Origin of the sequence: Saccharospirillum alexandrii, assembly GCF_043641555.1 — a bacterium.
Lineage (GTDB): Bacteria > Pseudomonadota > Gammaproteobacteria > Pseudomonadales > Natronospirillaceae > Saccharospirillum > Saccharospirillum alexandrii_A.
Genome location: NZ_JBHZRJ010000001.1, coordinates 1,085,238 through 1,105,028, shown reverse-complemented (window position 1 = coordinate 1,105,028; position 19,791 = coordinate 1,085,238). Strand labels below are relative to the sequence as shown.

Below are 19,791 nucleotides of genomic sequence, written 5' to 3'. Positions count from 1 at the left end.
AAAGTGTAACTTAACTGAAAGCTCTACGTTTGCTAAGAGCTAGCGCCGGGTGCCTGGGGTGCTCCTGCAGGGGTATCTGAGGCATGGATGCCGAAGCTAAGCCTACATGGATGTATTCACGGCGCCCCTGCAGGAGTATCCCTGGCACCCGGTGCGGGTTCAAGCCGATAAAGACTATTTGAACTCCACATCTTGATTAACCACAGAGAAGCACCGTCGATTTATGAGTAAACGCAAGCTGACCCGTCAGCAACAGCACCGAATACAGAAAGTACAGGACGAACGACTGGCTCGTGCCCAGAAAAAGGCCGACAAAATCGAATCCCAACTGGAAGGCGGTGAACTGGGCGAAGCTCGGCGCGGGCTCATAATCGCGCACTACGGCATAACCACCGAGGTGGAAGCCGAAGATGGCACCACAGTACGCTGCCACAAACGCAGCAACCTGCCCCCTCTGGTGACCGGCGATCAGGTAATCTGGCAGCCAGACCCGCAGGAAGGCGGCGTAATCGTCGCCACCGAAGAACGCCGCACCCTGCTTAGCCGACCCGATTCACGCGGCCAGCTGCGGCCGGTCGCCTCCAACATCGACCGCATTATCATCGTCGCCGCACCCACGCCGCGTACCCCGGCCAACCTGATCGACCGCTACCTGGTCGCCGCGGCTCACGATGAGATACACCCTATAATACTGCTGAACAAATCCGACCAGCTCGATCAGGCACCAGACATGGTGCGGGAAATGGAAGAATACCGCGACCTCGGCTATGAGACCCACGCCGTCTCCGCCCAGACCGAAGAAGGCATGCAGGCCATTCGCGCCCTGGTGGCCGAAGGCAACTCGGTTTTCGTGGGTCAGTCCGGTGTGGGCAAATCGTCCATCATCGCCGCCCTGCTGCCCGATGAAGTCATTCGCGTGGGCGCCATCTCCGAAGCCACCGGCAAGGGTAAGCACACCACCACAACGGCGGCGCTGTACCACATTCCCGGCGCAGGCAATCTGATCGACAGTCCAGGCATTCGCGAGTTCGGGCTCTGGCACGTTGAAACCGACAGCCTGTTCCAGGGCTTTCCGGAGCTTGACGACGCAGCCGGACGATGCAAATTCCGTGACTGCGCGCACGAAACCGAACCGGGTTGCGCGGTACGGGCCGCAGTGGAATCCGGTAAACTATTACCCAGACGCTACCACAGCTTTCTGTCGATACGGGACTCACTGAACGAAGTATCGATGCGAAAATAACCATCGTTTACCAAGCGGGGGGCCAACCATGACCGAGCGCAGTGATACCGGCGTCATTCGCCTGAACAGCCTGGACGACTTCATCGAACACAGTGTCGAGCTGATCAATCAGACCGGGCGTGAATTGACCGTACTGAGCACCGATCTCGACCGCGACTGGCTAGGCAGCGATGCCGTCACCGACGCGGTGCGCCAGTTTGCCATACGTAACCGGCGCAGCAAGGTGCGCATTCTGGTTACCGAGACCGATCCGGTGGTGAAAGGACGGCATGCCTGGCTCGACTTGATAAAACGGCTATCGCGCATCGAAATCCGGGTGATCAAGCCTGAGATTCTCGACACCGAACCCATGAAAGGCACCTTTGTGCTCAGCGATCGCAGCGGTCTGGTGTACCGAAATTCAGACACCGGCTACATCGGCTTTGTCCATTACGACGACCGGGCCACCGTGCGCCAGCAACTCGATGTGTTCGAGCAGTACTGGCGTTACAGCGAGGAATCCCCCGAGTTCAGGCACCTGGCTTTGTAATTCCGGAATCAATGATCAGCGGCTCGGCTAAGTGGGAGCCTTGCTAACTTTAGTTTCGGAGTTCGGATTGGCTCCAGGCGCCTGTGGTCCGCGCCGGCTACCTGGGATGTTCCTGTAGGGTCGGCGTAAATCCATCCATGGAGCCTAGACCGCAGCTTCCTTGCTGCGGACTACCCTACAGGAACACCCCAGGCAGCCCCCGCTCGTCAAATCAGCGCACTCCTAAACTTACGTTGCTAACCTTCCCGACTTACCCGGTTTGAGTACCGAACCGGGTTTTCCAACTGCCAGACAGACTCCTGCTCAGGCAATGGCATCACAAAGCGTTTCAACTGCGGTGCTGCCCGGCACATATCCGGCTGGGTTCGCACCACTTCCACGTCATCGCCCTTCACTCTCAACAGCAAGTGGTTTTCCTGCGTGCAGCCGTTCGACATCACCGAGAACTCTAGGCCTTCTGCGGTAATGGCCGGGTTAAAGACCACTTCCGGGGGCTCGGACGCAAACGGATTGGAGGAACAGGCAACGAGGCCAAGCGTTGAGAGCAGAACCAAGGCCAAAGGGCCTTTTCGGGTTCTGCGAAACCCCAGCAGAGGTGCTGCAAGCAACAGCCACCAGGGAGAGAAGGCGCCGCCTCCGCCTGAGAAGCGGTTGCCACCACTGGCCTTCGACACAGAGGCCAGCAGCGTTACTTCTAACGGTTCGCTATTGGCTTGAAATTGAAAAGGCCGTCTATAGGTACCCACATCGGACATATTGGCTTCGAATTGAACGGTGCAGCTGGCCCCATCAGCCAAAGTACCCGAACAGCCGTTGCCGATCATATCCAGTCCGTTAGGCAACTGAGAAAAATTGAAATTACTGAGATCGATCGACCCGCCCGAGGTATTGCTAAAGGTCCAGCTTCTTGATGAAGACAAGGTTTCCGATGCCGAACCAAAATTGACTGACAACGGGAAGTTAAAATCGTCCAGGATGTTTCGTGCCGCCGCGTTGATCCAGGGGCGCATGGCCGCCACATCGGTATAGACACCATTGGCAGAGGCACACGCGGCGCCCCAACTGACAATCCCTACCTGAGGACCACCATCAATAAAGAGTGGACCACCGCTGTCACCCTGACATGAGTCTTTGCCATCTATCGGCGAAAATTCATTCGGTTCACCAGCACACAACATTGTGCTATCAACGTAACTAGAACCATAGTCATCACATGCAGAATCGAGTTTAGCTGGAACATCAACCTGTAATAACTCGGCACTGGGAATGGTTTCAACTTGCTGATCGTTGGCATTCTGCAAAGTATCTGTATTGCCATGGCCAATTACCCGCACTAATGAGCCTATGTTTGAATTCCAGTCACCAGCCGTATTTGTTATCTCTATGCCTGTATATGTATCGCTGGTGTCAGCAGCAATATAGATAAGTGCTACATCATTATTGAAAGATCCTGAAACATAGGCGGGATGAATGTATATCTTGCTTCGAGGTGATGCCAACTGAATTTCATTGTTGGCATCATAGGCAAGAAAGCCCGTAAAGTGTTCATCATCGAAGCCTTGAGGAGCCATATCCAAATCATTTGATGTCGCACACAAGACGCTACCAGCAAATTGCAGCTTGCAGTATTCGTATTTCATGTCATCTGAATTATTTCCGATCAACACTGCGAAATCCGTTGAGTTAGTAATGTCGTCAACACAATGAGCTGCTGTCAAAACCAGACCATTACCAATATATGACGCACCACACACGGGATTCCAGTGCTCACCTGAGGGGTTACCAGACCATGAATACCCTTTCATCAATGCAGTAAAAAATGGGTAGCTCCCATCGGCTACAGGATCGCCACCTATAATCCTAGGCTGAATATCTTCCGCCAGGGCCATGCTGCCAGCCCCAATCAGTACCAGCCAGACCAAAACCGCTTTCACACTGCTATGCACATCCCTACTCCCACAAGTCATTAGGCTTAGAATAATCCAATCCAGACTCTCCAGCCATGCCAAACCTCGTAAAAAGCGAACCGGTCATCAGGAATCAGCAGCCTTCCAAACACCGTAGAATCGCCCCCAGGCAGACCTTTCCACCCCCTCGGGTTAGCCAGTCCGCCTCCAGGGGGCTATCCTTCAGTCAATGATACGGTTTTTGTTCAAGCCACCAACGCTTACATTAGACACCAAAGGTACAGCAGATCGACATGAAGTCCGACAACGCCTCAACGTCAATCGCCGCTCTGCTCCCCACGCTAAAGCAGTTGTTTGAAGGCAGTGGCACCATGGTGTGCCTCTATAACGAGGCCGATACCCTGGTTTACGCCAACACCATCTTTTACGAACTGACCGCCCTGCCCCCTGGTTCACTCCCGCACTGGCGCGACCTGATTCGGGAGAACCACCGTTCGAACAAGGGCCTGCTGATCGAGACAGACGACATTGAAGACTGGCTGGCCCGCGCCGAGCAACGGCGCAGAAGCGTTCCTCACCGCCAGTTTGAGATCGATACCGTAGATGGCCGCTGGATTCTGATGTCGGAAACGGTGATCCCGAACGTGGGCATTCTCGGTGTGGGCGTCGACATCACCCGGGCTAAGCACACCACCACGATTCTTCAACACGAGTATCAGCAGGCCCTGGTAGAGGCCGAAACCGATGCGCTGACGCGAATGGGCAACCGGCGAGCGCTAGACCGCTTAAGGCGGTTACTCACGCTGAATGGTCAAAACCGGGTCATTTCTGCGCTGATGATCGATATCGACTGGTTCAAGCCCTACAACGACAGTCTGGGTCATTTGCAGGGCGATGAGTGCCTGCGCACTATCGCCGACGTTATTCGATCCGGGTTTCGTTCTGAAGAGGCGTATCCGCTGCGTATTGGTGGTGAGGAGTTCCTGATTCTGATGGTCGATGCCGACCTGCAGTCTGCCACCCAGGTCGCCCGGCGTATTCTGCGCAACATTCGCGCCCGCGCCATTCCCCACCCGGCCAGTGAGGTCGGCCATGTCACCCTGAGCATTGGGGTGGCATCGGGCACGGTGACCGATGATGCCAGCATCTCAACCCTGCTGGATGAGGCCGATAAAGCCCTGTATCAGTCGAAACACACGGGTAGAGACCAGGTAACCCTGGCCTCATGAGGCATTAGCCGAGCGCGTACGCCACCGCCTGCCCGGCGTGGATGCGCGTGGTATCGTACAGCGGCACCGGTGTGTGGGCTTGCTGGATCAGCAGGCCGATCTCGGTACAGCCGAGTATCACACCCTGGGCTCCATGCGCTGCCAGATCGTCCACAACCGCCAGATACTCGGCCCGGGAACGCTCGCTGATGACGCCCTGACACAGTTCTTCGTAGATGATCTGATGAATGCGGTCGCGTTGCGTTGCCTTGGGTGTCAGCACCTCTATGCCTTTGGCTTCCAGTCGTTCCCGGTAAAACGCCTGCTCCATGGTAAAGCGGGTGCCAAGCAGGCCAATGCGGTCGATGCCTGCATCCAACAGTACCTGAGCCGTGGCATCGGCGATGTGCAGTAGAGGAATGCTAATGGCGGCTTCGATTTGTGGGGCGACCTTGTGCATGGTGTTGGTGCCTATCAGCAGCACCTCGGCTCCGGCAGATTCAACCGCCTGGGCAGCAGCCGACAAGATGCGCGCGGTTTCATCCCAGTTGCCCTGGTGTTGAAGGGCCTCGATCTCGGCAAAATCAACGCTGTACAGCACGACTTTGGCCGAGTGCAAGCCACCCAGTGCGGTCTTGACGTTTTCGTTCAACAACCGGTAGTAGGTCTGGGTCGATTCCCAGCTCATTCCGCCCAACAGGCCAATGGTTTTCATACTCAGGCTCCCTTTCCTGCGTTAGTAGCGAGTTTTACAATGGGCTAATGACCGGCTTTGGAAAAGACGTTAATGGTCACTACCCCTGCAATGATAAGCCCCATGCCCAGTATGGCCGGGAAATCCAGTTTCTGACCATACAACAGCCACGACGACACCGCGATCAGCACGATGCCAAGCCCCGCCCAGATCGCGTAGGCAATACCAACGGGTATGGTTCTGAGCGTCAGCGACAGAAAGTAGAACGCCAGCAAATAACCGGCTACGACAATCAGCGAGGGCCAAAGCCTGGAAAACCCCTCGCTGGATTTCAACGCAGAAGTGGCGATCACTTCCGCAACAATGGCGATACTCAGGAACACCCAGTTTTGCATACACACCTCCGTTCAGTGAGCGGGCGATAGTAACCACTCACTGCCGGGAGCAACAGTCTTGCAGGCTACGGATGAATGTGTGCAAACCGCGTTGTCAGAGCTTGGGTTTCAGTGGTGGCGTGCTTTCATGAACGCCACCAACTGGTCGAGTGCGATGCCCCAGCCTTCGTGGAAGCCCATGGCCTCGTGCTGGGCTTTAGCTGCCGCCGTCTGGTGCACCACAGCTGCCGTATAGCGTGTGCCAGCGCCTTCTGGTTCCAGCAGCAAATAGGCCGTAAACACAAACTCGCCCTCGGCTAGGCTGGGCGCCGGCCGAAAACCGGGCAACAGGGCCGATGTCCAGACCAGGCGCCGGTTCTCGACCAACTCCAGATAACAGCCTTCTCCGGCGGGCATGGCTTCGCCTTCGGGCGATTGCATCACGGTGCGGAACATACCGCCCGGGCGCAGGTCGATATCGCACTCGGTCACCGACCAGGGTTTGGGGCAGAACCAGGGCATCAGCAGCTCAGGCTGAGTCCAGGCCTGCCAGATCCACTCGGCGGGAATATCCACCGTGCGTTCCAGCAGCAGGTCCAGTTCGGGGTTGAACTCAAAAGGTAGTTGGGTGCCCATAGTCCATTCTCCTAAAAACGATGGATCGCTCCAGTGGTACAGCGCCTAGTTGAGCAGATACTCTACGCTTATTCCCAGACTGATATCCAGAGCTTCACTAGGGAGCCTCTGAACAACTCCCCCAGGGCTCTGCGCGAGCTAAAACGTTTTGCCCAAGTGGGCGGCACTCCGACGCACTTCGCAGCGCAATGGCCGTAGCCCTTGTCAAGAAGTGCAACGCCGGGGCAGGACGTTTTAGCCGCGCCCTCCGGGTGGTGCGGCATTCCGACTTTCCGAGGAACGCTACCACTGCGCTGGACTCATTTGAAAGGTCTAGACATTCCTGCATAAGTCCGCCTTGTGGCAACGTCCCTCGGATAAGCCAGAGCCCCGGGGGAGTTATTCAGAGGCTCCCTAGAAACCGGCAAGGTTATCGCGATACCCTACCGGTTAAGGAGATGCGAACACCTGTGTCCAATAGCTGCTGAAGTCGGCCGTGTCGGATTGGCGAATACGCCGAACGGATCCGGCGTAACACCAACTATGTGCCTGGCAAACTTAACAGCAGATCATGCAGGGATAGCGGCTATCACCATCACTTCCACTTTCCATTCCGGCTTGGCCAGGTTTCCAGTGACACAAGCGCGAGCTGGGGTGCGACCGGGTACTACCCAGGCATCCCAGGCTTCGTTCATTTCACTGAACTCGGCCATATCGGTGACCCAGATGGTGGCTGACAGGATGTGGGATTTATCGGTGCCGGCCTGGGCCAGCAACTGATCAATGCCTTGCAGAATCTGCTCGGTCTGACCGCGCATGGCAGCGCTGGCATCAGGGGCGACCTGGCCTGCCAGGTAAACGGTGTTGCCGTGGATGACGGCCTGGCTCATACGGTGGTTGCTGTCGATGTAACGATCGCTCATAAAATGCACTCTGTTGGTTGGAAGATGAGAGGTAGTTTAGGGTTCAGCCCCGCCGAAAACCTTGCAGGAAGGCTGCGAGATTATCACCGAGGCTGTCGGTTGGGTAGCCGCCTTCCTGAACGATGACTTTTGGTCCTTTGACCTGGGCAAGGCGCTGGCCAATGCGGTAAAAGTCTTCGGTTTCCAGGGTCATGCCCGCCAGGGGGTCATCTTTGTGGGCATCGAGCCCAAGCGCGATCACAATGGCCTGGGGTTTGAACGTTGCCAATGCAGACAGCAAGCGTGACAGTGCCTGCAAAAATGCGATGCCATTGGCGCCCAGTCCCAGCGGCACATTGCAATTAAACCCCTTGCCGTCACCTTCGCCCACTTCAGTCGCTGCGCCCCAGAAAAACGGGTAGAAATCAGCCGGGTCAACGTGAACCGACCCGGTCCACACATCGCTTCGCTCCCAGAAAATATCCTGGGTGCCATTTCCATGGTGAAGGTCGACATCAATAATGGCCACACGGTCGTAGTGTTCACGCAGGACGGTTGCCGCCAGCGCCGTGTTATTCAGAAAGCAAAACCCCCCTGCCCGCTCTGGCCCGGCATGGTGGCCCGGTGGTCGGCACAGGGCATAGCTGACGGTCTCGCCCTGCGCCACGGCTTCGGCTGCTGCCTGCGCTGTCGTGGCGCTGGCGATGATGCCGGTATAACTGCCCTCATCCATCGGGCAGGCCATATCGTGCATATGCCAGCCTGCCTGGCCAATAATGTGCCTTGGGTAAACGCTGGCATGGCCACAGGGGTGCACATTGGGAGCAACCACGTCTGAAGCAGCTGGCAGGGTTCGCCAGCGTTCTACCACGGTTTCCAGAAAATCGAGGTAGCGGCTGCTGTGAATGCGCTTGAGCCGGTCAGTTAACTCCCTGTCGCGGGCCAGTGCTGGTAACAACACCAGGCTCGCTCCCGCCGTTTCGATGGCCACTTTCAATCGCTCGGCGCGCACCGGCTGCTCCGGTGAGGGTGCGGGTTGCCCGCGCAGAAAAAAATGTTTGGGCGCGTGTGCGCTTTGCGCCTCATGGTAAAAGCATTTCACGATGCACCGCCTAATGGTTATTGCCGAGGTGTTTTTGCAGGAAGTTACGCGTACGTTCCTGGTCCGGGTTACTGAACAGTTTGTCCGGGGTGCACTCCTCGACCACCACACCGCCGTCCATAAACAAAGCCCAGTCGGAGACATCGCGCGCGAAACTCATTTCGTGAGTCACGATCAGCATGGTCATGTGTTCATCAGCCAGGCTGCGCATTACCCGATTTACTTCCTCGACCAGTTCAGGGTCGAGCGCTGAGGTGGCTTCGTCGAACAGCATCACCTTGGGTTTCATCGCCAGTGCCCGGGCAATGGCAACACGCTGCTTTTGTCCGCCGGACAACCAGTTCGGAAAGACATCGGCTTTTTCCGCAAGGCCCACCCGCTCCAGCTGCTCCATACCAAGTTCGCGGGCGGCCTTTTTATCCATTCCCTTGAGCTTGCGCGGTGCCAGGGTCACGTTATCGATGGTCGACAGGTGCGGGAACAGGTTAAAATGCTGGAACACCATGCCCATATTCTGGCGAATGGTGTTGATGTGTCGCTCAAAGGCCAGGCCCTTCATATCTGGCCGGTTTACCTGAACGCCATCGAGCAGGATGGCGCCTTCATCAATCACCTCCAGGTGATTGACCGATCGTAACAGGGTGCTCTTGCCGGAACCGGAAGGCCCGATGATGGAAATGATCTTGCCACGGTTAACCGTCAGGTTAATGCCTTTCAATACTTCCAGGTCACCAAAGCGCTTATGCACGTTGCGCACTTCTACCATGGGTGTATCTGTTGATTGTTCTGTGCTCATAAAAAGCTCCAGTATCTTAATTGTTTATCAGGACAACTCAGCGACGGTAGGCAGTCTGCCGCTCCAGCCAAGCCTGGCCCAGTTCCATCAGAATATTGATTACGTAATACATCAGAGCGATGACAATAAAGAATTCGAACGGTCTGAACGACACGCTGATCGCATACTGGGAGGCATACACCAGCTCCGCCACACCAATGGCAGAGAGCACCGAGGTATCCTTTACCATTAAAATCATGTTGTTGCCCAACTGAGGGATGGAGCGAATAAACGCCTGGGGCACAATGATGTATAAAATGGTGTTCCAGTGACCAAAGCCCAACGACCGGGAGGCCTCATATTGCCCGTCGGATACCGACTTGATGGTGGCAATGAAAATATCGGCGTTGTACGCCATGTAGTGAAAGCCAAGGCCAAGAATACCGACCACAATGGCTGGAATCAGAATCCACTCGCCCAGCCCAAAGTACAGGAAGTAGAGCTGCAACAGCAGCGGTGTGGTCATAAACAACCAGATAAAAAACCGCAAAGGCCAGCTCACGACTTTCTTTGTATAAATCGAAATCACGGCAACCACCAGCCCACCGACAACCGACATCAGCGCAACAGCGATGGCCACCAGTGACCCTACACCAACACCTTTCAACAGAGTCGGGAAGTAGGTTACAACGGGCGTAAAATCAAACTCCATCTGAGCGACCTCCTATTGAGTGGTGTACCGGGTTGCCCGACGATAGGCTAATTCAATGATGCCCATCACCGCGTAAATAATGATGATGTACATCAGCGCACTGAGGGTGAAAATTTCCAGCGGTTTATAGGTAGAACCAATCAAACGCTGTGCCTGATAGGTCAACTCAACCACCGAAATAATAGACACCAGCGAGGAGTTCTTGATCAGCACAATGGCGAGCACACCCACGGAACGAATCATCAGGCTGGCCGCCTGCGGCAGCACAATCGACACCATGGTTTGTACCTTGCCGAAACCCAGTGACCGGGCGGCTTCACTCTGCCCTTTATCAACAGACTCGATAGAGCCGCGAATCGCCTCACTCATGTAGGCGCCGATATTAAACGCACCAACGACGACACCGCAGGTAATGGGGTCGAGTCGCAAGCCAAGGCTAGGCCCGCCATAGAACACCAGCAACAACTGAACGAAATAGGGTGTTCCTCGAATCACACTGATATAACCGCGGGCAAACCAGCGGATGGGGGCAAAGCGGAAGGTCTGTAAAAACACCAGCCCACACGCCACAAAGAAGCCGAAGAAAATGGCGCGGGAAGAGATATCGATCGTAACCCAGGCCGCCCTGATCAACAGGGGCGTCACCTCGACCATCAAGTCAAAGTCCATGGTCATACCTTTTTGCTGTTGTTGTTCAAGTTCTCGACTTGGCCACAACATCGACAGTGGTCCGCGCTGGATACAGGGTTTGCTTCTTAGGGGTCGTGCGGGATGCCGCCCACTCAATCCGTCCATGGAGCCTAGACCGCAGACGAAGCGTCGGACCGATCCATACTTGGGACTCCCCCTGATAAGCAAACCCTGCACCCAGCTCTTATCCACAGTGCCGTGTCAAAGTCGAGTTTTGAAGCTTTGAGAGCCAGCAATCCAATCGCTATGTGCTGGCTCTCTTGATCAGCCCTTACTCAATATTGGCACCTTCGCCAATCCATTTGTCGACGATGTCCTGGTAGGTCCCGTCTTCCTTAATTTCAGCCAAGGCAACGTTCAAGGCTTCCATCAGCTCAGGTTTGTTCTTCTGGATGGAGATGGCTGCAGGCCAGCGAGGGAGTTCACCGACATCGACCATCTTGATTGCAGGTGCATTTTCCTGCATCGCGACCAGAACGGGTACGTCGTCGGCGATCATCACATCAATGCGGCCAGTGGTCAGGCCGTTCATCATGTCGGGCAGGCCCTGGAAGGTCTGGTTGCGCCATTCGCCTTCCCCGTTTTCGACGGCCCACTGGTTACCGGTTTCACCCAGGGTGGAACCCACGCGCTTGCCGGAAAAGTCATCGATGCTGCTGATGTCATCAGTGCTTTCCTGCACCCATACCGACAGGCCGGCACTGTAGTAGGAATCGGTAAAATCAACCGCTTTCTGGCGTTCTTCGGTTACGCTCATGCTGCAGATGCAGGCATCGAACCGGCCACCAGCCAGTGCGGCGATGATGCCATTCCAGGGGGACGACTGCACTTCAACCTCAACGCCCATTTTTTCGGCCAGCGCCTTGGCGATATCAACATCGAAGCCCACCAGTTCACCCTGCGTATTCACAAAGCTGAACGGAGGGTAGGCACCGGAGTTGGCGACCTGAAAAACGTCGTCGCGAATTTCAGGCAGGTCACGTGCCTGGGTTGGCAGGGCCACCATCGCGGTTGCCCCTATAATCACGGCTGCGGCCGCCAGAGTTTGTGAGAATGTTTTAGTCAGTGTCTTCATGTTCTTATTCCTGTTCAGACTTTATTAAAACAATGCATTCATCGATGCATTGCCCCTCTTCACACTGGTCAATGACCGTACCTGTTGAGCCAGGATCGATCGTTGTAACCCATCCAGATTAGTTATTGTGTTGATTCCGGTTAGTGCTGTAGTCACCTCCTGTCAAAACCTGGTTATTTGCTGTGTATTTTGAACCCACGGCAACGCCCTGCCGTTCAGACTCGTTCAATCAATAAGGCAATGCCCTGGCCGCCCCCAATACAGGCAGCGGCTATGCCATAACGGCCACTGGTAAGCTGCAGCGAGCGTGCCAGCGTACCGGCCAGTCGAACCCCGGTGGCACCCAGTGGGTGGCCAAGGGCCAGAGCGCCTCCGTGTATGTTCAGTTTTTCGTCATCAATACCCAGAGTTTCCCGGGCATACAGCGGCACTACACTGAAGGCTTCGTTGATTTCCCAAAGATCAATGTCGTCGACGGTCAGATGGGTTTGCGTCAGCAAGCGCTCAACCGCCGGCACAACCCCCTGCCCCATCATTTCCGGCTTGGTACCCCGGTCCACGCAAGCGAGCACCCGGGCCAGCGGATCTGCACCGCTATCTTTAACCGCCGCTTCCGACATCAGCATGGCCAGCGACGCACCACTGGTCAGTGGTGAGCTGTTACCCGCCGTGATGTTTCCGCTTTCACTGAAAGCTGGCGACAATTGCGCCAGGGCTTCTGGCCGGGTATCGGGCCGGATGCACGCATCCTGAGCGAAGGGTTCCGAGGCCGCGACGTTAATCGGCAATATTTCGTCTTTGAAAAAACCGGCTTGCTGGGCGGCGTGTGCTCGCTGGTGCGAGCGACAGGCGAAGGCGTCCATCTGCTCTCTGCTGATGCCCGAGGCCGTCGCCAACTGCTCGGCGGTGAGGCCCATGTTCAGTGCGACCGCCATGTCATAGTTTTTGCCGTTATCACCCGGCATGGCTGGCACACCCAGTACCCCTTCCTTGAACAAGGCAGGGCCCATAGGGACGCGCGTCATGTGTTCAAAGCCACCGGCCAGTGCAATCTCTGTAGCCCCACATCCGACGGACATCATGCCAAAACGCAGTGCCGCCAGACTGGAGCCGCATTGCTGGTCAATCATGCGTGTGGCCGCCTGATCACCCAAACGGCTTTGCATCAACGGATACCGCCCGCCAAAGCTCCATTGTTCTTTTACCGCCAGTGCACAGCCCAGACTCAGATCATCGATGCGTTCGGGCGCAATGCCGGTTTCCGCCAGGCTGTGATTAATCAGCTGGGCCATCAGCCTGTCTGCCGGCCAGTTTTCAAAGGCATCGACACCGGCTTTTTTCGGGTGCGCCCGGCTGAATGCAGTGCGCTGGTAATGCGTTAAATAAACCGGTTTCATAACGGCTCCAGTTGGCACCAGCGGCTGATAAACAGCACATAGGCTCGCAGTACGTGACGGATGGATTCGATGTTGACGCACTCATCGACGCCGTGAATGTTTTTGGCGACCGGTCCGTAGCAGGTGCCGCCGGTTCGGTTGTAGAAATGAAAGGCGCGCAAATCGGTGGTGGCAGTAGACCAGTAGGGTTTGGGGTCGGCACCGGTCAGGCTGTGGTGGCATTGAGATAACAGCTCAATACCCGGATTGCCGGTATCGACCAGGTGCCCCTCGGAGCGAAAACCATGAAATCTCAACACCGGTCTTTCTTCAACGAACGCCGGGTCTTTCAAGCAGGCCTGATCAATGCAGTGGCTGACGCGTTGCATGATGTCATTGGCGGTCATGCCTGGGGGAAAACCAATGCGGCCTTCCATTTCGGCAAACGCCGGCACGCTGGATGGCCAGTTACCGCCGGCAATGGCGCCAATGTTCAGGTTAAAGGGATGGTCGATTTCCCGGTATGGGCCTGTTCGATGCTGTTCGTTAAGCTCAGATTCCAGGTCCTGCAGCCAGGGAATCAGCCGTTGCAGTTTTTCGATGGCGTTAATGCCTGTGCCAGCGGCCTGAACATGCACAGGCTTGCCACGCACACCGAGCTTGAACCAGAGCACACCGACCTGGCCGGAATAGAGGGTTGGGCCAAAAGGCTCGGGAATCAGCACAAAATCACCGCCATAGCCCTGGTGCAAGCAGGCCAACGCACCGTTACCCGAACACTCTTCTTCAACGACGGTTTGCACGGTGAGCGGGGAGGTCACCTGGTAGCCAGCCTGGTTAATAGCATGTACGGCGTAAATCATCGCCGCCACACCGGCTTGCATGTCGCCAGCGCCGCGTCCATACAACCAGCCATCGTGTCGCCAGGGTTTATTAGGCGCCAGGGTCCACATATCAAAGGGGTCGGCGGGAACGACATCCAGGTGGCCGTTAAACACCAGAGTTTTACCGGGTGCCTTGGGGTTTAAACAGGAAACCAGGTTGTATTTACTCTCGTGATCCCAGAGCACGGGTGCATAAAGCGGATGCTCTGCCAACTGCGCCTTGTGCATACCAACTCGGGTGACGGGCAGGCCGAGGTCGGCCATCTGGCTTTCAACACAGTTCAGCACCGCCTGCTCCTGACCCAGAACGGCATAGGTTTTTACCATGTCTTCAACAAAGGCCAGGGCATCCGGGAAGACGGCATCGGCACTGGTCAGCAGGTCGCTTTCGCGCTCTGTCAGGCTCATGCCGCGCCTCCTTCAGTGGCAAAAGTCAGCTCGGCCTCAGTCAGCGCCTGCAAGTCGGCATCGCTGATCTCAATCAGTTTTTCGCGTACCACCAGCCCCTGGTCGGTCACGTCCATCACGGCCAGGTCTGAAATGATCCGGCTGACGCAGGCCTTGGCGGTCAGTGGCAAACGGCAGGTTTTCAGAATTTTCGGGTTGCCGTGTTTGTCGGTATGGGTGGTGAGCACGACGATGCGCTGGGTCTTCTGTGCTAACTCCATAGCGCCACCAATACCCGGCGAAAACTTGCCCGGAATTTTCCAGTTGGCGAGGTTGCCGTGCGCATCAACTTCGAAGGCACCAATCATGGTAAGGTCCAGCCGGGCACGGCGAATCATCGCGAAGGACACAGCGCTGTCGAACAGACTCGCGCCTTCGCGCAGCGAAACGTAAGCCCCAGCGGCATCAATGAGAAAAGGGTCCATGTGTTCCGGCGCCGCTTGCTTCCAGGCACCGAGAATGCCATTTTCAGAATGAATCTGAACATCGAAGTCATCCGGCAGGTAATGCATGACTTGCGTCGGCAAACCAATACCGAGATTAAGGATGCTGCCGGGTGCGATCTCCATCACAGCCCGGCGTAAAATGCGTTCAACGACGGACATGATGTTCCAGAATCCCATAGTCTGAGGTGAGTGATGCCAGCGGTACCACGCTGTCGACAAAGGCACCCGGTGTGTGCACCTGCTCCGGTTTAAAACAGCCCGGCGCACCCAGATTCGGCGTCTCGACGATGACATGGTTCGCCGCCATGGCCATCAGCGGGCTGAAGTTAATAGCCGAGCCCTGGTACACCAGGTTGCCCAGCCAGTCGGCGCGCGCGGCATGAAGCAATGCAAAATCGGCCGACAGCGCCATTTCCACCTTGTACGTTTTGCCCTGCCAGTCGAGCAAGTCTTCAGGTCGGGTAATCTCGGAATCGATGCCGATATCAGTCAGAAAACCAAAGCTGCCGGCCCCTGCGGTGCGAATCTTTTCCGCCAGCATGCCCTGGGGATGAAACTGCACCTCAACGTCGCCCCGGTTCATCCGGTCAATCACGCCCTTGTTCAATCCAATGTGCGTGGTGATCAGCTTTTTTACCTGGCCATTTTCGATCAACCGGCTCACACCATGCCCGGCCTCATTGGCATCGTTCTTGATTAACGTGAGGTCAGTTTGCCCCTGCCTCACTAACTCGCGGATCAGACTGAAGGGGGTGCCCGGGTTGCCAAAACCACCGACCATAATCACGGCACCCGAAGGAATAGCCGCAATAGCGTTTTCCAGAGTGCGGTTCTTTTTCATCTTCAGGCTGCCTGCTCGCGAACCAGCTGTTCAAAGTCAGCCAGGCTCTGGTCGAACAACTCAACAATGTCGTCGATGTCCGATGCGGTTACCGTTAATGGCGGGGTGATTAATACATGGTCTCCTTCCAAGCCGTTGAGACAGCGTCGCGGATAAATCAACAGGCCGCGTGCCTTTGCCACCGCCGTGAGTTTGTCAAAGGCATTAAACGAAGCCGGGAAAGGTTGTTGGGTCGCAGGGTCTTGTACCAGTTCAACACCCTGCAATAAGCCGATGCCCCGTACATTGCCAATGCTGGGGTATTTACTGGCCAGTTTTTCGAGTTGCTGTCGCAAATAAACACCCTGTTCAGCGGCATTGCTGACCAGGTTTTCCGATTTCATCACCTCAATTACTGCCTGTCCGGTGGCACAGGCCAGCGGGTTCCCGGCATAGGTATGGCCATGCATAAAGCCACCACGGCGGCCAACAGAGTCGACCAGTTCCTGCCGCGCCATCATCGCAGCGATGGGGTAATAGCCAGACCCGAGCCCCTTGGCCAGTGCCAGAATATCGGGCGTCACGCCGTAATGCTGGTAGGCGAACCAGGCACCGGTGCGTCCCATGCCACAGAGCACTTCATCCATAATCAGCAGGCAGCCATACCGGTCGCACAGGGCGCGCACCCCTTCCATATACGAGCGGGTCAGCATACGACCACCGGTGCTCGCGCCACCTACCGGTTCTACAGCAATGGCAGCGATAGTGTCAGGTCCTGCGGCGAGCATGGCACTTTCGGTTTGCTCAAGCACCGCTGTAATGTGTTCTTCCACACTGGCTTCCCGGTAACGGTAGAGGTCCGGCGATGGCACCTTGACTGAGCCAATGGTGATGGAACGATAGGGCGCTTCCAGGGGTTCATAGCCGGTGAGCCCCAGAGCGCCCAGAGTGCTGCCATGATATGACGGTCGAAGCGATACGAATTTGCTGCGCTCAGGCTGACCCTCGGCTACGAAATACTGAATCGCGAGTTTGATTGCGCTCTCAACCGCCTCTGAGCCGCTGCCGACAAAAAAGACTTTCTGCAGATCGCCGTCTGTCAGTTCCACCATAGAGCTGGCCAGATCGAGCGCGACCTGGCTTTCAAATTGGGTACGGTAACTGAAGGCGATCTCGTCGAGCTGAGCGACCATGGCGCGTTTTACGGTGGGGTGGTTGTGACCAATATTGCAGGTGATGGCGCCAGAGCAGCCATCAATGTAACGACGCCCTGTGGTATCCCAGATATAAATGCCGTCGGCGTGGCTGACCAGCGGCATGTCATTGCTGGTCAGGTAAAACAAAGCGTTGCTGGACATTGAGTCGATGTTCCTTCTGCACAAAGCGGTGTTTTTTTGAACGATTCCGCATTATAGGAACAGCTAAAAATTTATTTCAACGCATAATGTTTTTTCATTATTTGATGACTTATAGTCATGTTACTGTCTAAAAAACCGCGACTGAGCGCTGGCGTTATGAGTGATATAAACCTTAACTCTTTGAAATCTTTGCTGATTTTCAAAACTCTTTACGAAACCGGCACGGCCACCAGAACGGCTCGAGACCTGGGCATAACCCAGTCTGGCGTCAGCCGATCTCTCGCGCAGCTGGAAGAAAACATTGGCATTACGCTATTCATGCGCCACAAGAAGCGGCTGGTCGCACTGCCCGAAGCCGATGAGCTTTATGGAGAGATACTGGGGTTACTGAGTAATCTGGACAATATGAAGCACAGCATTGTGGCGTTACGTGAGTTTGGTGCTTCACGGATACGCATTGCCTGTGCACCGGCCCTTGGTTTCGCGTATGTACCTAAAACCATTGCCCGTATTCTGAGTGACAACCCGAAATACAGCGTCTACCTGGACATTATGCCCAGCCCGGAAGTGGTTCGGGCGGTTGAAGCGGGTTATTTCGATGTTGGGTTTGTTACCCTGCCAGTCACCAGCCAGGCACTGGTGGTCGACGAATTGATCTCAACTGAAGCCGTCTGCCTGATGCCCAGAAACCACAGCCTGGCCAAGGCAAGCATCATCACGACAGAAGATTTAAAAGGTCAGCACCTGGTCATTCCCAACCAGCCTAATCTCGCTGCCGACCAGCTACTGTTGCACCTTTCGGAAAAAAACATTCGCATCGCAGGTAAAACAGAAGCCAATATAGCCTCCATTTGTTCGCTGGTTGCCAATGGCGTGGGCATCACACTGATCAACCCCATTACCGCGTACGACCACCAGGCGACGCGCGATGACCTACTGATCAAACCCTTCAAGCCGGCCTTTCATTACCGTTTTGGTTTGGTTTACAAACAGAACTGGGCCAATAACCGGTTGATCGGATTGCTTAAGGAAATGCTACCGGAACTGCCGGACCACCTGGTGGCCGAGAGACTGAAAAGCTGAGCGGAGCCAGTTCAGAGCAACCGGTTTTCACAATCGGTTAAGACGTTACTCGGATATCCACCACCGATCATCGCTGAACACCAGATCGACCCTCGCCTGATCACTCCAGTTAGGGATCGTAAACTGCCCCCGGTTACCACTCACCTCAACCACAACCTCTATTTTTTTCGGTAAGGGAGGCATTCTGGACAGTTCTTCTTCTAAACTCTCAAACTCACTTCTGTCTTCGGGCAACACATGCAGAACAGCCATATCAAACTCGCTTTTCTGAACGTGATCCATAAACGCCCTGGCAACATCGTCAGGATTACTTGTATCTGCCGAACACACCAGAACCAATAGCAGAGGAGCCATTCCAACTAGCTGTCTATACTTCACTGCGATCTCCCTGTGATTAATGTAATCAGTATTCTAAAAAAAAGATCTGAATATTGGCATGCACCTCGTTTACTGGTCAACGGCCTATGCGCCATAAGCAACATCGCTGTTTGACTCCCACTAGTGCTTGTATCCTGACGATGACTCTCAATAGACTGACCGTTAACACTTAACGCACCACGACAGATTCGACCGTTTCGGGTGTCTGCTCGTATTAATGGTGTTTGTCAGATCGCACCGACTCAAAAACCGTCCAGTCTCTGTCAATGCAGATCCATAGAGCATAAAAAAAGCCCCGATCACTTTCGGTGATCAGGGCTTTTTCAATATTTGGTACCAGAGGCTGGACCGACCGGGCCAGCGCACTGGACGGCACAGTGCCGGTTCGAGTCCGGCTGTAGCACCGAAGGCACAAAAAAAGCCCCGATCACTTTTAGATGATCAGGGCTTTTTTAATATTTGGTACCAGAGGCCGGACTCATAAAACAAACTATATCCCTTAAATAAAGACCATTTAAGGTTTAATAAACATTTTATAGCACCAATGATAGCACCAGTACAAGCTAGCTTCTATTTTCGGTATCCTATCTAAACTTTTCACTTGAGATGGACGTTTTATTAATCAAAATTTACAGTAAAAACAACAGAATCCTAAAATGGCTCATCTATATCACCCACAAAATGACACTAAAACTACTTACTGCATTGCAAAACGTGTTCAATTTGCTCACCTCCAACCATCGCTATCACATTAACAAAACTGGTTACCTATACAGTTATCTTGAGATTCAGTGTTGATCTTGTAGTTCCCTCGGTTCCATTGATCTTGACAACCTTACCGGTCTATTCCGAGATGATCAGATGTATAGCGTCACCCTGTAGGTGGGAATCCCAACCACATGGCTATCCGTGTTATAAAGAGCTGGTAATTGAAGATCAGGGTCTGACTGAGTTCGTTCCCCCCCCCCCCCAACACTGGCGTCATCCACTGGCAAGCTCAAAGCCCAGTCAAATCGAGCATCACCTATTGAACCGGCAACAGACTGCTCTGCTGTGGCCCGCTCAAGTTGAAAAAACGGCCGTTTTGTACCCCCGTGGAACGCTTTCTTCTGCCAGCGATTTATGATCCAGGTACCCATTGCTAGCAATGCCGCTTGATGCACCGAAGAGCTG

The 19,791-nt window shown here is 55.0% G+C and carries 20 protein-coding genes; 4 read left to right on the top strand and 16 right to left on the bottom strand.

The genetic code is table 11. The features are described from left to right. The first annotated feature begins 223 nt into the window (after positions 1 to 223). A complete protein-coding gene (rsgA, locus tag ACHUE7_RS04800; RefSeq protein ID WP_394168972.1) occupies positions 224 to 1,243 on the top strand; it encodes a small ribosomal subunit biogenesis GTPase RsgA in 1,020 nt (339 codons plus the stop codon). 28 nt (positions 1,244 to 1,271) lie between these two features. Continuing rightward, positions 1,272 to 1,772 (top strand): DUF7931 domain-containing protein, encoded by a 501-nt coding sequence (locus ACHUE7_RS04795; RefSeq protein ID WP_394168971.1) that lies wholly within the window; start codon positions 1,272 to 1,274, stop codon positions 1,770 to 1,772. Between the two features lie 236 nt (positions 1,773 to 2,008). Here ACHUE7_RS04795 and ACHUE7_RS04790 read toward each other — a convergent pair whose 3' ends face one another. Beyond that, entirely contained in the window at positions 2,009 to 3,718 is a 1,710-nt protein-coding gene (locus ACHUE7_RS04790; protein ID WP_394168970.1) for a trypsin-like serine protease, read from the bottom strand. A gap of 254 nt (positions 3,719 to 3,972) precedes the next feature. Between ACHUE7_RS04790 and ACHUE7_RS04785 the strand changes: the two genes are divergently transcribed. Further along, entirely contained in the window at positions 3,973 to 4,908 is a 936-nt protein-coding gene (locus ACHUE7_RS04785; protein ID WP_394168969.1) for a GGDEF domain-containing protein, read from the top strand. 4 nt (positions 4,909 to 4,912) lie between these two features. Here the strand turns inward: ACHUE7_RS04785 and ACHUE7_RS04780 are convergent, their stop codons facing one another. The 14 genes from ACHUE7_RS04780 to ACHUE7_RS04715 all read right to left on the bottom strand — a co-directional run bounded on the left by ACHUE7_RS04780 (position 4,913) and on the right by ACHUE7_RS04715 (position 17,157). Then, on the bottom strand, positions 4,913 to 5,602 hold the full coding sequence (locus ACHUE7_RS04780; RefSeq protein ID WP_394168968.1) for an aspartate/glutamate racemase family protein: 690 nt from the start codon (positions 5,600 to 5,602) through the stop codon (positions 4,913 to 4,915). A 44-nt stretch (positions 5,603 to 5,646) separates the two neighbouring features. Continuing rightward, positions 5,647 to 5,976 (bottom strand): DMT family transporter, encoded by a 330-nt coding sequence (locus ACHUE7_RS04775; protein WP_127556480.1) that lies wholly within the window; start codon positions 5,974 to 5,976, stop codon positions 5,647 to 5,649. A 108-nt stretch (positions 5,977 to 6,084) separates the two neighbouring features. Further along, positions 6,085 to 6,591 (bottom strand): SRPBCC family protein, encoded by a 507-nt coding sequence (locus ACHUE7_RS04770; protein ID WP_394168967.1) that lies wholly within the window; start codon positions 6,589 to 6,591, stop codon positions 6,085 to 6,087. Positions 6,592 to 7,139: 548 nt separating this feature from the next. Further along, positions 7,140 to 7,493 (bottom strand): RidA family protein, encoded by a 354-nt coding sequence (locus ACHUE7_RS04765; protein WP_394168966.1) that lies wholly within the window; start codon positions 7,491 to 7,493, stop codon positions 7,140 to 7,142. Positions 7,494 to 7,536: 43 nt separating this feature from the next. Further along, entirely contained in the window at positions 7,537 to 8,574 is a 1,038-nt protein-coding gene (locus tag ACHUE7_RS04760) for a histone deacetylase family protein (protein ID WP_394168965.1), read from the bottom strand. Positions 8,575 to 8,584: 10 nt separating this feature from the next. After that, the gene (locus ACHUE7_RS04755; RefSeq protein ID WP_463558216.1) at positions 8,585 to 9,370 is read right to left on the bottom strand and encodes an amino acid ABC transporter ATP-binding protein; all 786 of its coding nucleotides are present in this window, start codon (positions 9,368 to 9,370) and stop codon (positions 8,585 to 8,587) included. A 37-nt stretch (positions 9,371 to 9,407) separates the two neighbouring features. Continuing rightward, positions 9,408 to 10,061, bottom strand: coding sequence for an amino acid ABC transporter permease (locus ACHUE7_RS04750; protein WP_348477072.1), 654 nt, complete (start codon positions 10,059 to 10,061; stop codon positions 9,408 to 9,410). 12 nt (positions 10,062 to 10,073) lie between these two features. After that, positions 10,074 to 10,730, bottom strand: a complete 657-nt coding sequence (locus ACHUE7_RS04745) for an amino acid ABC transporter permease (protein ID WP_127557875.1) — start codon at positions 10,728 to 10,730, stop codon at positions 10,074 to 10,076. Between the two features lie 292 nt (positions 10,731 to 11,022). After that, positions 11,023 to 11,826, bottom strand: coding sequence for a transporter substrate-binding domain-containing protein (locus tag ACHUE7_RS04740; protein WP_394168964.1), 804 nt, complete (start codon positions 11,824 to 11,826; stop codon positions 11,023 to 11,025). Between the two features lie 215 nt (positions 11,827 to 12,041). Beyond that, entirely contained in the window at positions 12,042 to 13,223 is a 1,182-nt protein-coding gene (locus ACHUE7_RS04735; RefSeq protein WP_394168963.1) for an acetyl-CoA C-acyltransferase, read from the bottom strand. Continuing rightward, positions 13,220 to 14,494 carry an ArgE/DapE family deacylase gene (locus tag ACHUE7_RS04730; protein ID WP_394168962.1) on the bottom strand — a complete coding sequence of 425 codons (1,275 nt, stop codon included), beginning with the start codon at positions 14,492 to 14,494 and terminating at the stop codon, positions 13,220 to 13,222. Before ACHUE7_RS04730 ends, ACHUE7_RS04735 begins: the two co-directional genes overlap by 4 nt. After that, positions 14,491 to 15,138, bottom strand: a complete 648-nt coding sequence (locus tag ACHUE7_RS04725) for a 3-oxoacid CoA-transferase subunit B (protein WP_394168961.1) — start codon at positions 15,136 to 15,138, stop codon at positions 14,491 to 14,493. The genes ACHUE7_RS04730 and ACHUE7_RS04725 overlap by 4 nt, the downstream gene beginning before the upstream one ends. Beyond that, positions 15,125 to 15,820 (bottom strand): CoA transferase subunit A, encoded by a 696-nt coding sequence (locus tag ACHUE7_RS04720; protein WP_394168960.1) that lies wholly within the window; start codon positions 15,818 to 15,820, stop codon positions 15,125 to 15,127. Before ACHUE7_RS04720 ends, ACHUE7_RS04725 begins: the two co-directional genes overlap by 14 nt. Positions 15,821 to 15,822: 2 nt before the next feature. Continuing rightward, positions 15,823 to 17,157 (bottom strand): aminotransferase family protein, encoded by a 1,335-nt coding sequence (locus tag ACHUE7_RS04715; RefSeq protein WP_394168959.1) that lies wholly within the window; start codon positions 17,155 to 17,157, stop codon positions 15,823 to 15,825. A gap of 156 nt (positions 17,158 to 17,313) precedes the next feature. Between ACHUE7_RS04715 and ACHUE7_RS04710 the strand changes: the two genes are divergently transcribed. Next, entirely contained in the window at positions 17,314 to 18,240 is a 927-nt protein-coding gene (locus ACHUE7_RS04710; RefSeq protein WP_394168958.1) for a LysR family transcriptional regulator, read from the top strand. Between the two features lie 45 nt (positions 18,241 to 18,285). On the opposite strand, the gene ACHUE7_RS04705 is transcribed toward ACHUE7_RS04710, so the two are convergent. After that, positions 18,286 to 18,618 carry a hypothetical protein gene (locus ACHUE7_RS04705; RefSeq protein ID WP_394168957.1) on the bottom strand — a complete coding sequence of 111 codons (333 nt, stop codon included), beginning with the start codon at positions 18,616 to 18,618 and terminating at the stop codon, positions 18,286 to 18,288. Between the last annotated feature and the right edge of the window lie 1,173 nt (positions 18,619 to 19,791).

Excerpts from the sequence above, each read along its gene's own strand:
- ACHUE7_RS04775 (WP_127556480.1), bottom strand. The coding sequence starts at position 5,976 with ATGCAAAACTGGGTGTTCCTGAGTATCGCCATTGTTGCGGAAGTGATC.
- ACHUE7_RS04750 (WP_348477072.1), bottom strand. The coding sequence starts at position 10,061 with ATGGAGTTTGATTTTACGCCCGTTGTAACCTACTTCCCGACTCTGTTG.
- ACHUE7_RS04740 (WP_394168964.1), bottom strand. The coding sequence starts at position 11,826 with ATGAAGACACTGACTAAAACATTCTCACAAACTCTGGCGGCCGCAGCC.
- ACHUE7_RS04725 (WP_394168961.1), bottom strand. The coding sequence starts at position 15,138 with ATGTCCGTCGTTGAACGCATTTTACGCCGGGCTGTGATGGAGATCGCA.
- ACHUE7_RS04710 (WP_394168958.1), top strand. The coding sequence starts at position 17,314 with ATGAGTGATATAAACCTTAACTCTTTGAAATCTTTGCTGATTTTCAAA.
- ACHUE7_RS04745 (WP_127557875.1), bottom strand. The coding sequence starts at position 10,730 with ATGGACTTTGACTTGATGGTCGAGGTGACGCCCCTGTTGATCAGGGCG.
- ACHUE7_RS04720 (WP_394168960.1), bottom strand. The coding sequence starts at position 15,820 with ATGAAAAAGAACCGCACTCTGGAAAACGCTATTGCGGCTATTCCTTCG.
- ACHUE7_RS04715 (WP_394168959.1), bottom strand. The coding sequence starts at position 17,157 with ATGTCCAGCAACGCTTTGTTTTACCTGACCAGCAATGACATGCCGCTG.
- ACHUE7_RS04765 (WP_394168966.1), bottom strand. The coding sequence starts at position 7,493 with ATGAGCGATCGTTACATCGACAGCAACCACCGTATGAGCCAGGCCGTC.
- ACHUE7_RS04795 (WP_394168971.1), top strand. The coding sequence starts at position 1,272 with ATGACCGAGCGCAGTGATACCGGCGTCATTCGCCTGAACAGCCTGGAC.
- ACHUE7_RS04785 (WP_394168969.1), top strand. The coding sequence starts at position 3,973 with ATGAAGTCCGACAACGCCTCAACGTCAATCGCCGCTCTGCTCCCCACG.
- ACHUE7_RS04770 (WP_394168967.1), bottom strand. The coding sequence starts at position 6,591 with ATGGGCACCCAACTACCTTTTGAGTTCAACCCCGAACTGGACCTGCTG.
- ACHUE7_RS04730 (WP_394168962.1), bottom strand. The coding sequence starts at position 14,494 with ATGAGCCTGACAGAGCGCGAAAGCGACCTGCTGACCAGTGCCGATGCC.
- ACHUE7_RS04780 (WP_394168968.1), bottom strand. The coding sequence starts at position 5,602 with ATGAAAACCATTGGCCTGTTGGGCGGAATGAGCTGGGAATCGACCCAG.
- ACHUE7_RS04755 (WP_463558216.1), bottom strand. The coding sequence starts at position 9,370 with ATGAGCACAGAACAATCAACAGATACACCCATGGTAGAAGTGCGCAAC.
- ACHUE7_RS04735 (WP_394168963.1), bottom strand. The coding sequence starts at position 13,223 with ATGAAACCGGTTTATTTAACGCATTACCAGCGCACTGCATTCAGCCGG.
- rsgA (WP_394168972.1), top strand. The coding sequence starts at position 224 with ATGAGTAAACGCAAGCTGACCCGTCAGCAACAGCACCGAATACAGAAA.